The organism is Actinokineospora sp. (genome assembly GCF_050699995.1).
Lineage (GTDB): Bacteria > Actinomycetota > Actinomycetes > Mycobacteriales > Pseudonocardiaceae > Actinokineospora.
In genome coordinates, this window is the sequence record NZ_JBOHGC010000203.1 from 1 (window position 1) to 9,592 (window position 9,592).

11 protein-coding genes are annotated in these 9,592 nt (G+C 71.0%); 5 read left to right on the forward strand and 6 right to left on the reverse strand.

Annotation, left to right across the window (positions count from 1 at the left end; genetic code table 11):
* Positions 1–1,465 (forward strand): helix-turn-helix transcriptional regulator (locus ACRDSQ_RS10960; protein WP_431420746.1); only part of this gene is annotated, 1,465 nt, incomplete at its 5' end.
* On the opposite strand, the gene ACRDSQ_RS10965 is transcribed toward ACRDSQ_RS10960, so the two are convergent.
* The 3 genes from ACRDSQ_RS10965 to ACRDSQ_RS10975 all read right to left on the reverse strand — a co-directional run bounded on the left by ACRDSQ_RS10965 (position 1,462) and on the right by ACRDSQ_RS10975 (position 2,561).
* Positions 1,462–1,839: a DUF1707 SHOCT-like domain-containing protein gene (locus ACRDSQ_RS10965; RefSeq protein ID WP_431420747.1), complete on the reverse strand. Its 378-nt coding sequence runs from the start codon at positions 1,837–1,839 to the stop codon at positions 1,462–1,464. The genes ACRDSQ_RS10960 and ACRDSQ_RS10965 overlap by 4 nt on opposite strands.
* Before the next feature lie 66 nt (positions 1,840–1,905).
* Positions 1,906–2,307 (reverse strand): PIN domain-containing protein, encoded by a 402-nt coding sequence (locus ACRDSQ_RS10970; protein WP_431420748.1) that lies wholly within the window; start codon positions 2,305–2,307, stop codon positions 1,906–1,908.
* Positions 2,295–2,561, reverse strand: a complete 267-nt coding sequence (locus ACRDSQ_RS10975) for a type II toxin-antitoxin system Phd/YefM family antitoxin (protein WP_431420749.1) — start codon at positions 2,559–2,561, stop codon at positions 2,295–2,297. The genes ACRDSQ_RS10970 and ACRDSQ_RS10975 overlap by 13 nt, the downstream gene beginning before the upstream one ends.
* A gap of 131 nt (positions 2,562–2,692) precedes the next feature.
* On the opposite strand from ACRDSQ_RS10975, the gene ACRDSQ_RS10980 reads away from it, so the two are divergent.
* Together ACRDSQ_RS10980 and ACRDSQ_RS10985 are read left to right on the forward strand one after the other, a co-directional pair.
* On the forward strand, positions 2,693–2,923 hold the full coding sequence (locus ACRDSQ_RS10980; protein ID WP_091381942.1) for a hypothetical protein: 231 nt from the start codon (positions 2,693–2,695) through the stop codon (positions 2,921–2,923).
* A 32-nt stretch (positions 2,924–2,955) separates the two neighbouring features.
* Positions 2,956–4,596, forward strand: a complete 1,641-nt coding sequence (locus ACRDSQ_RS10985) for an ABC-F family ATP-binding cassette domain-containing protein (protein ID WP_431420750.1) — start codon at positions 2,956–2,958, stop codon at positions 4,594–4,596.
* A 47-nt stretch (positions 4,597–4,643) separates the two neighbouring features.
* Here the strand turns inward: ACRDSQ_RS10985 and ACRDSQ_RS10990 are convergent, their stop codons facing one another.
* A complete protein-coding gene (locus tag ACRDSQ_RS10990) occupies positions 4,644–4,859 on the reverse strand; it encodes an antitoxin (protein WP_431420751.1) in 216 nt (71 codons plus the stop codon).
* 93 nt (positions 4,860–4,952) lie between these two features.
* On the opposite strand from ACRDSQ_RS10990, the gene ACRDSQ_RS10995 reads away from it, so the two are divergent.
* Positions 4,953–5,675 (forward strand): TetR/AcrR family transcriptional regulator, encoded by a 723-nt coding sequence (locus ACRDSQ_RS10995; protein WP_431420752.1) that lies wholly within the window; start codon positions 4,953–4,955, stop codon positions 5,673–5,675.
* On the opposite strand, the gene ACRDSQ_RS11000 is transcribed toward ACRDSQ_RS10995, so the two are convergent.
* The gene (locus ACRDSQ_RS11000; RefSeq protein ID WP_431420753.1) at positions 5,656–6,486 is read right to left on the reverse strand and encodes an isocitrate lyase/PEP mutase family protein; all 831 of its coding nucleotides are present in this window, start codon (positions 6,484–6,486) and stop codon (positions 5,656–5,658) included. The two genes, ACRDSQ_RS10995 and ACRDSQ_RS11000, sit on opposite strands and share 20 nt — an antisense overlap.
* 121 nt (positions 6,487–6,607) lie before the next feature.
* Here ACRDSQ_RS11000 and ACRDSQ_RS11005 point away from each other — a divergent pair, with 121 nt between their 5' ends.
* Positions 6,608–8,053, forward strand: a complete 1,446-nt coding sequence (locus ACRDSQ_RS11005) for a DNA-3-methyladenine glycosylase 2 family protein (protein ID WP_431420754.1) — start codon at positions 6,608–6,610, stop codon at positions 8,051–8,053.
* 129 nt (positions 8,054–8,182) lie between these two features.
* On the opposite strand, the gene ACRDSQ_RS11010 is transcribed toward ACRDSQ_RS11005, so the two are convergent.
* Positions 8,183–9,436: a nucleotide sugar dehydrogenase gene (locus tag ACRDSQ_RS11010; RefSeq protein ID WP_431420755.1), complete on the reverse strand. Its 1,254-nt coding sequence runs from the start codon at positions 9,434–9,436 to the stop codon at positions 8,183–8,185.
* Positions 9,437–9,592: the final 156 nt, after the last annotated feature.

Here is a 9,592-nt window from a genome sequence, read left to right on the forward strand (position 1 = left end):
CCTGTACTCGGCCGCGGCGGAGGCGGGCCATCCGGTCGACGAGGTCCGCCACGCCGAGGCCGAGGCCATGTCCGGCGACATCGATTCCGCGCTGCGCCGCGCCGACGCCGTGATCTCCGCGACCGGGAATCCCGCCGCCGCGCGGATCGCCGCCGCCGCGCTGGCCCACCGCGGCCAACTCGCGCGCAGCGCGGAGCTGTACCAGTGGTCGGGTTCGGCGCTCGCGGCCATCGGCCTGGCGGGCACCGGGCGGGTCGACGACGCGCGGACCGCGCTCAAACTGGCCGACAGCGGCGAGCGGCCGACCCTGCTGGCGGGCGCGATCACCGCGTTGGCACAGGGAATCCTGTCCTCAGTGGAGGAGTCGTGGCCGACCGCACTGTCCACTGTGGCCCGTGCGGCGGAGATGCTCGAACCCGTCGGCGGCACGGCGCTGCTGCCGGACAGCCCGGCCGCGGTCGCCGCGATCATGGCCTCCCACAGCGGCGCCACCACGCTCGCCGAACCGCTGCTCGACCGCGCCATCGCCGCCGAGACCGGCGGAAAGGTGCTGGTCAACCGCCATCGCCTGCTGCGCGCGTGGATCGCGATGACCCGCGGCGACGGACCCGCGGCGGCATCGGTCGTGGCGGGCCTGACCGAGCTGACCCCGCGGGACGCGCAGTTCGCGCTCGGCATGGAACTCGGCATCGCCCGCCGCGGCAGCGATCTCGGTGCGCTGCGCCGCTCGTGGGACCGAGCCTGCGCGACGCTCGTGCGCACCCCCGTCGACCTGTTCACCCTGCTGCCGCTGGGCGAGTTCGCGGTCGCCGCGGCCCGCCTCGGCGACCGCGACCGGTTGGTCCCGCAGCTCGACCAGGCCTGGGACCTGTTGCGCCGCTTGGGGAACCCGCCGCTGTGGTCGACCATGCTGCACTGGTCGTGCCTGCACGCGGAGATCATCGCCGAGCGCCCCGAAGCCGCCGAGGCGCACGCGGCGGCGCTTGCCGACACCGCGGCGGCGAGCCCGTTCCACACCACCATGTCGCACGCCGCGCAGAGCTGGCGCCTGGTCCTCGCGGGAAAGGTGGACGCCGAACACGTCGAGTCCGCCGCGCGCGGCCTGCACGCCGCGGGCCTCGGCTGGGACGCCGCCCGCCTGGCGGGCCAGGCCGCGATCCGCACCGCGGACCGCAAGGCGATGGTCGGCCTGCTCGACTGCGCCCGCGTCCTGCAGGGCCCGGGCGCGGCGGCCCCGGTCGTCGAGGACCGCTCCGGCGCGGCCCGGCTCAGCGAGCGGGAGTTGCAGGTGGCGGGGCTGGTGCTGGACGGTCTGACCTACAAGCAGGTGGGCGACCGGCTGTTCATTTCGGGCAAGACAGTCGAACACCACATGGCCCGCATGCGCTCCCGCCTCGGCGCCACCAGCCGCAGCGACCTGCTGGCCCAGTTGCGGGCGCTGTTGGGCGACCGACCGGGCGTCTAGGACATCATGAAGATGACGAGGCCGATGATCAGCGCGGGGATCAGCGCCAGCCAGAACTGCGTGATCGCCACGACCACGACCGTCGCCAGGGCGGCGACGATGGCGAACACGGTGATGATCGTCTTGTCCTTGGACCCGGACTTCTCGATCAGCGGGTCCTTGGGCGCCGGGGCAGGCGGCCGGGCGGACTCCCGCACTGGCAGGTCGGCGAACAGCGCCGCCAACTCCGCCTGCGTGCGAGCCGCCGCGGCCGCCCCACACCGCAGCTCGTACTCGGCGACGTCGATGCGCCCCTCGGAGAAGTGCTCGCCAAGCTCGTCGATCGCCCGCTCACGCTCAGCGGTGCCGACGCGGATGTTCCCGTCCCGAGCCATGTCCCTCACTCTACGGTGATGACATGGTGACTGTCGGGGAGATCCGGGCAACGGCCTATCTGGCGGTCAACCCACATCCAGGACACGAAGAGTGACTCCTGGAAGCTCGTCGAATCGCGCGCGTTTGTCGGTGGAGACGAGCGTGCGACCGCTGGCACGGGCAGTGGCCGCGATGATCAAGTCGTGGGCGCCGCGCGGCTCCCCGGAGTCGCGCACATGTGCCAGGAGTGCGGCGTGATGTTCGGCCACGCCTTGGTCGTAGTCCACGATCGGAACAAGTGCCAGCACCTCGTCGAGGAACGCGCGTTGCAGCACGCTTCGTGGATTCGCGTCTCTCACACCTGCCAGATACTCCGCGACGACGACAGCAGGCAGGGCCATATCGTCTTCGTCGGACAAGTCGGCGAGATCCACTCGTCCGCGTACGGCGCCGACGAGCACGCACGTGTCAAGAATCAGTCGCGCCACGGATCCGCATCCAGGTCGTTGGAAACGGCCTCGCGGGCGCTTCTGACCTCGGCGGCGAACTCGTCGTCGAAGGCGGCATTGCCGCGCCACCGTCCGAGCACCTCCCGCAGGGCGCGTCCGTTCGCTCGTGGCGCGGGGGTGATCACCGCGACCCTGCGTCCGCTGCGGGTGACCACGATCGTCTCGCCGCGCTCCGCCTCGTCGAGCACGGCGGAGAAGTTCCGCGAGGCTTCCGATGCCGACAATTCACGCATGGATTCATAGTATCAGAATCAGATGTTCATACAACGATCCCACTTCGGTGGATCCACCCAAGAGTGTTACGACATTCGAATGATTCCTGTGTGATCATGATGCGCGCTGATCCAACTAAGTTCGGGGGAACATGGACGTCAGGCAGGACTGGCCCGAACGCGGCCGGACCGTCACCTTCGCTCAGTGGGATTTCGACGCCGGGAAGGCCCGGTTCATCGGGATCGGCGTCGTCGCCGGGCCCGCGCAGCAGCATCCGTACCTCGACCTGTACCGGTTCCCGATCATGCCTCGGCCGGGCGATGAGAGGGCCGTCCCCGAATGGATTAACGAGTCGGACATCATTGACGTCGTGCCGCGCTGACACCAGCGGGCTGCGAAACGGAGTGTGTGTCGATGAGCGCGACCCTGGTGGCCAAGGCCCTGGCCGCCGGGCACGGTGACCGTGCCCTGTTCTCCGGGCTCGACCTGGTCGTCGCCCCCGGCGACGTGATCGGACTGGTCGGGGTCAACGGCGCGGGAAAGTCCACGCTGCTGCGCACCCTGGCCGGGCTGCTGCCCGCCGAGCAGGGCGAGGTCCGGCTCAGCCCGTCGAGCGCCATCGTGGGCTACCTGCCGCAGGAGCCCGACCGTCGTCCCGGTGAGTCGGTGCGCGCGTTCCTCGCCCGGCGCACCGGTGTCGCCGACGCGCAGGAGGCCATGGACGCCGCCGCCGAGGCCCTCGGGGCGGGGACGGCCGGCGCGGAGGACGACTACTCCCACGCCCTGGAGCGCTGGCTGGCGCTCGGCGGGGCCGATCTCGACGAGCGGGCCGAGGCCGCGGTGGCCGATCTCGGGCTCGGGGTGCGCCTCGACCAGGAGATGGTGTCGCTTTCCGGTGGGCAGGCCGCGCGCGCCGGCATGGCCTCGCTGCTGCTGAGCCGCTACGACATCTTCCTGCTCGACGAACCGACCAACGACCTCGACCTCGACGGCCTGGCCCGGCTGGAGGAGTTCGTCTCCGGCCTGCGCGCGGGCACCGTCGTCGTCAGCCACGACCGCGAGTTCCTCACCCGCACGGTCACCGGGGTCCTCGAACTCGACTTGGCCCAGCAGCAGATCCGCGAGTACGGCGGCGGCTACGCGGCCTACATCGAGGAGCGCGAGGTCGCGCGCAGGCACGCCCGCGAGGAGTACGAGGAGTTCGCCTCCACCAAGTCCTCGCTTGAGGACCGGGCCCACATGCAGCGCGGCTGGATGGACAAGGGCACCCGCAACGCCCGCCGCAAGTCCAGTGACAACGACAAGATCGGGCGCAAGCTTCGGTCTGAGTCCTCGGAGAAGCAGGCCGCCAAGGCCCGGCAGACCCAGCGGATGATCGAGCGGCTGGAGGTGGTCGAGGAGCCGCGCAAGGAGTGGGAGCTGCGGATGGAGATCGCCGCCGCTCCCCGCACCGGCGCGGTGGTGGCCGCCCTGCGCGACGCCGTCGTCCAGCGCGGCGACTTCACCCTCGGACCGGTGTCGCTGGAGATCGGCTGGGCCGACCGGGTCGCGATCACCGGGGCGAACGGCGCCGGGAAGTCGACCCTGCTGGCGGCGCTGCTCGGCCGCACCGAGCTCACCTCGGGGGGGACCTACCTCGGGCCGGGGGTCTCGGTCGGCGAGGTCGACCAGGCGCGTGGCCTGTTCCTCGGCGACGAGCAGCTCTTCGACGCGTTCAGCCGGGAGATCCCGGACTGGCCGACCGCGGACGTGCGGACCCTGCTGGCGAAGTTCGGCCTCAAGGCGCACCACGTGCTGCGCCGGGCCGCGACCCTTTCGCCGGGCGAGCGCACCCGCGCCGCGCTGGCGCTGCTGCAGGCCCGTGGGGTCAACCTGCTCGTGCTCGACGAGCCGACGAACCACTTGGACCTGCCCGCCATCGAGCAGCTCGAGTCGGCAATGGCGGACTACCCGGGCACGTTGCTGCTGGTCACGCACGACCGCCGCATGCTCGACGCGGTCGCGGTGAACCGGCGGTTCGTGGTGAGCGACGGGTCAGTCTCAGAAAAAGACTGACCACGGACTCCCTTGGCGGCACCCGAAGGAGTCCGTGGTCAGCCCGGTCAGGCCGCAGGCGTCGTCGGGTGCGCCGGCAGCTTCGAGCGCAGCTTGCGCAGCGCCCCGTCGATCTGCGTGTGGTACTTGCCCTTGGTGCGCTGGTCGATGATCCGGCCTGCCTTCGTCGCCGCCCGGTCGACCTTCTCCGGGTGCGCGTTCGCGTATTTCCTCGCGGCCGCCGCCGCCCCGGCGAGGGCGGCGAGCTTGCGTAGCTTCGGCATCGGTGCTCCTTTTCGGCTCAGCCGTTCAACGTCGCAAGTACCCAAGAAGGTTCCGCTCCATGCGCTTGACCCAGCACCGATAGTGTTCTACGTATGCCGACTTACGCATCCGTTGACAAACCGCGGCCCAGATCACGGGACGCCGCGGGGCTGCCCGCGGTCACCGCTGAGCGGATCGTCGACGAGGCGCTGGCGCTGACCAGGGAGCTGGGCCTGGAGAACTGGACCCTGCGCCAGCTCGCGGGTGCGGTCAGCGCGTACCCCGCCGTCGTCTACCACCACGTCGGTGACCGTGAGGCCGTGGTCGCCGGGGTGATCGAGCGGGTCGTCGCCGAGTTCGCCCTCCCGGAGCCCAAGGACTGGCGGAGCTGGTTCGAGGAGTTGCTGATGGGCATGCGGCCCGTGCTGCGGGCCGCGCCGGGAGTGGCCAGGAGGCTCGCGCTGTACGGGCCGATCGTGGCCTCGGCCCGAAGCGTCATCGACCGCGGCGTGCGGGTGCTCGACGCGGCCGGGTTCGGCAAGGAGAGCGTCCTCGTGTGCAACGTGCTGCTCACCCAGGCCTGCCAGTTCGTCGCCCTGGAAGACGACCGCGAACACAGTCCCCGGCTGCGCGCCGAGGCCGCGGCGGTCTTCAGCTCCTACCGCGACCGCGAGGATATGCCAGGGCTGGCCGCGACCGGCCGGTTCGTCTACGAGATGACCCAGCGGCCGGGCGGCGTCGAGGCGTACTACGACGAGTTCTCCACCTTCGCCATCGCCCGCATCCTCGACGGTGTCGCCGCCCGGCTCACTGTCCTCAGTGGAACAGGGCGTTGAGTTCCGACCACGTCATACCGCCCGCTACCGACTGGTAGGTACCGGATCCGAGCAGTTCCTCGGTAGCCCGCCGCGCCAGCCCGTACGCCGCCTCCGCGACGGCCGCGCCCAAGCTCGCCCGCGCCACGCCGACGCCGCCGAGTTCGGCGATGCTCGGCGCGCCCGGCCCGACCATGATGTTGACCGGCGCCGGGATCTCCGCGACCAGCGCCTTGATCGTGGCCAGGTCCGTCACGCCCGGGACGAAGATGCCCGACGCGCCCGCGTCCAGATAGGCCCGTGCGCGGCGCACTGTCTCGTCCAGACGGGAGTCCTCGTCACCGACCCCGCGCAGGTACACGTCAGTGCGCGCGTTGATGTAGAGGGCGATGCCCGCCTCGTCCGCGGCCGCACGCGCGGCGGAGAGCCGCTCGGCCTGCGCCGCGGTGTCGCGAAGCGGGCTCGTGTCCGTTCGGAACCCGTCCTCGATGTTCACACCGACCGCGCCCGCTCTGAGCACACCGCGAATCGTTTCGGCCACCTCGGCGGCGGTGGCGCCGAAACCGGTCTCGATGTCGGCGGTGACCGGCACGTCGACCGCCGCCACCACGCGCGCGATCAAGTCGACCGCGAGCGTCCGGTCGAGGGCGTCGCCGTCGGCGGCGCCGAGACTCCACGCGACACCGGCGCTGGTGGTGGCCACGGCGGAGCACCCGGCCGCGACGGAGACACACGCACTGGCCACATCCCAGGCGTTCGCCAAGGCCAGGACGGGTGTCGCGCTGTGCAACGCGTGGAAACGCGCTGCGTGATCTTGCTGGGATGTGTTCATGCCGGGAAGTCAACCAGCAGCCACCGACATGGAGTAGCGAGAATGCGACAGTACTGGCAAGTGGCAGGTCAAGTCGATTTTTGGCTAGCCCCGCCACCTGCCGGACCTCCATCCTGTGCGGGTGCATGACGACTTCGACCGCTGTATGCGCGCCGTTAACGCCAAAGATTCCAGGTTCGACGGATGGTTCTACACCGCGGTCCGCACCACTCGCGTCTACTGCCGACCCAGTTGCCCAGGAATGCCGCCCAAAGCCGAGAACATGGCGTTCTTCCCCAGCGCCGCCGCGGCCCAGCAAGCCGGATTCCGCGCGTGCAAGAGGTGTCGTCCCGACGCGAGTCCTGGTTCGCCACAGTGGAACGCCCGCGCCGACCTCGCCGCCCGCGCCATGCGGCTCATCGCCGACGGGGTGGTGGACCGCTCCGGCGTCCCCGGTCTCGCCGCCCACCTCGGCTACAGCGTCCGCCAAGTGGAGCGACAACTTCTCGCCGAGTTCGGCGCGGGCCCCCTCGCGCTCGCCCGCGCCCAACGGGCCCAGACCGCACGGCTGCTGATCGAGACCACCGAGCTCCCGATGAGCGAGGTGGCCACCGCCGCCGGTTTCGGCAGCATCCGCACGTTCAACGACACCGTGCGGGAGGTGTTCGCGCTTCCGCCCACCGCGATGCGGCAGCGCGCGGGAAGACCCGCGGCGGGCTCGGGTGTGCTGACGGTGCGGTTGCCCTACCGTGAACCGCTTTCCGCCGACCAGCTCTTCGCCCAGCTCGCAGCCACGGTGGTGCCCGGCGTGGAGGAGTGGCGGGACGGGGCCTACCGCCGCACCCTGCGCCTGCCGCACGGTCACGGCATCGCCGGCCTGCGTCCCGCCGCGGGCCACGTGATGTGCCAGCTCACCCTGACCGACCTGCGGGACCTGTCCAGGGCGATCAGCCGGTGCCGACGGCTGCTCGACCTCGACGCCGACCCGGTCACCGTCGACGACACCCTCGCCGCCGACCCGATTCTCGCGCCGTCGGTGCGGAAGAACCCCGGCCGCCGGGTCCCGCGCACCGTCGACGGCGCCGAGTTCGCCATGCGGGCCGTGCTGGGACAGCAGCTCACGACCGCCGCCGCGCGTGCCCACGCGACCCGGCTGATCGCCGCGCACGGCGAGTCGGTGCGTGACCCGATCGGCGGATTGACGCACCTTTTCCCGTCACCGCAGAGCATCGCCGCCCTCGACCCGGACGTCATCGCCCTGCCCCGGACCCGCCGCGACACCCTGATCGGCCTGGTGACCGCGCTGGCGTCGGGCACGATCGACGTCGGGGTCGGCGCCGACCGCGACCGGGCCAGGGCCCGGCTGGCGGCGCTGCCCGGCTTCGGGCCGTGGACGGTCGAGACCATCGCCATGCGAGCCCTGGGCGACCCGGACGCGTTCATTCCCAGCGATCCTGGGTTGCGCGCGGCGGCCCGGGAACTCGGGCTGACCAGTAACACCAACAGCTTGGCGGTCCGGGCGGAATCATGGCGGCCGTGGCGCGCCTACGCGATGCAGCACCTCTGGGCGATCAGCGACCGCCGCTAGTCCGCCTCCCCGGAATTCACCCTGTTGGTCACCTTGCGGGGGAAGGTGCGGTCGGGTGAGGAGCCGTGGTTGGGTTTCGTCACGGTCCCCTGAGGTGGCGGTCGTGGTGTGGTCGCGGTTTCCTAAGGGCTACAGCCGTTGCACGTTCTCCCCGTCCATCCGCCCGCGGGTGTCGAGCACCGCGCGGGCGTGGCGGCCGATCTTCGCCAAGTCCAGTGACCGGTGATCCTGCAGCAGCACCACCAGGTCCGCCGCCCGCGCCGCCGCGTCCACATCGGACTCGACGCACACCGGTTCGCCGTCCACCAGGAATCCCGACACATGCGGGTCGTGGAATCCGACTCGGACGCCGAGGGTGCGCAGTTGGCGCACCACACCGGTGGCGGGGGTCTGCCGGGTGTCGCCGACATCCGGTTTGTACGTGACCCCAAGGAGAAGGACCCGAGACCCATACACCGTGCCGCCGTCGCGCGCGAGGAGGTCGCGCGCGCGGCGGACCACGTAGCCGGGCATGCCCGCGTTCACCTCCTGCGCGGCGGTGATCATCGAGCACGGCAGCCCCTCGGCGCGCGCCCGGTTGGCCAGGTAGCGCGGGTCGACGGGGATGCAGTGTCCGCCGACGCCGGGGCCGGGTGAGAAAGCCTGGTACCCGAACGGTTTCGTGGCCGCGCAGCGCAGGACGTCCCAGACGTCGACGTCGAGCCGGGCGCACAGGACGGCGAGTTCGTTGACCAAGGCGATGTTGACCAGGCGGTAGCTGTTCTCCAGCAGCTTCGCCGTCTCGGCCTCGCGCAGGCCCGCCGCGACCACGACCGAGTCGACCAGCTCCTCGTAGAACGCCTCGCATCGCTTGGCGCACAGCGGGGTCAGGCCGCTCACCACTTTTGGGGTGTTCTCCAGGGCGTGTTCGCCGTTTCCGGGGTCGATGCGTTCCGGGGAGTACGCCAGGTTGAAGTCGACGCCCGCGACCAGGCCCGTGGACTCGAGAATGGGCAGCAACACCTCCTCGGTGGTGCCCGGGTAGCTGGTGGACTCCAACACCACGAGCGTGCCCGGCCGCAGCCTCGCCGCGACCTCGCCGCCCGCGGCCATGACCGCGCGCAGGTCCGGCTCGCCGTCGACGAGACCGGTCGGCACACAGATCACCACGGTGTCCGCTGTGGACACCGTGGTGAAGTCGGTCGTCGCGGTGAACCCCTGGCGCAGCATGGTGGTTATGTCGGCGGCGGCGTCCTGCACGTGCGACCGGCCCGCCATCAGTCCGTCGACGACGCCGGTGTCGGTGTCCACGCCGGTGACGCGCAGCCCCGCCGCGCAGGCCCGGCGGGCGAGTGGCAGCCCTACGTAGCCCAGACCCACGACCACGAGATCCACTGAGAACAAGGAAATCCTTTCTCCGGTGGATCGCACTCAGGCCTTGAAGCTGCCGACTGCGCTGACGTGCGTCCCGTAGCCGGGCTTCACCCTGGCGAACGGCTCGATCGGCACGACGCAGATCGGGTCGGCGTAGATCGTGATCGCGCGGTCGGTCTGGTTGAA

Bases quoted from the DNA above. Each gene is read 5' to 3' on its own strand.
- ACRDSQ_RS10965 (WP_431420747.1), bottom strand. From the start codon at position 1,839: ATGGCTCGGGACGGGAACATCCGCGTCGGCACCGCTGAGCGTGAGCGG.
- ACRDSQ_RS10975 (WP_431420749.1), bottom strand. From the start codon at position 2,561: ATGCGTGAATTGTCGGCATCGGAAGCCTCGCGGAACTTCTCCGCCGTG.
- ACRDSQ_RS10980 (WP_091381942.1), top strand. From the start codon at position 2,693: ATGGACGTCAGGCAGGACTGGCCCGAACGCGGCCGGACCGTCACCTTC.
- ACRDSQ_RS10985 (WP_431420750.1), top strand. From the start codon at position 2,956: ATGAGCGCGACCCTGGTGGCCAAGGCCCTGGCCGCCGGGCACGGTGAC.
- ACRDSQ_RS10990 (WP_431420751.1), bottom strand. From the start codon at position 4,859: ATGCCGAAGCTACGCAAGCTCGCCGCCCTCGCCGGGGCGGCGGCGGCC.
- ACRDSQ_RS10995 (WP_431420752.1), top strand. From the start codon at position 4,953: ATGCCGACTTACGCATCCGTTGACAAACCGCGGCCCAGATCACGGGAC.
- ACRDSQ_RS11000 (WP_431420753.1), bottom strand. From the start codon at position 6,486: ATGAACACATCCCAGCAAGATCACGCAGCGCGTTTCCACGCGTTGCAC.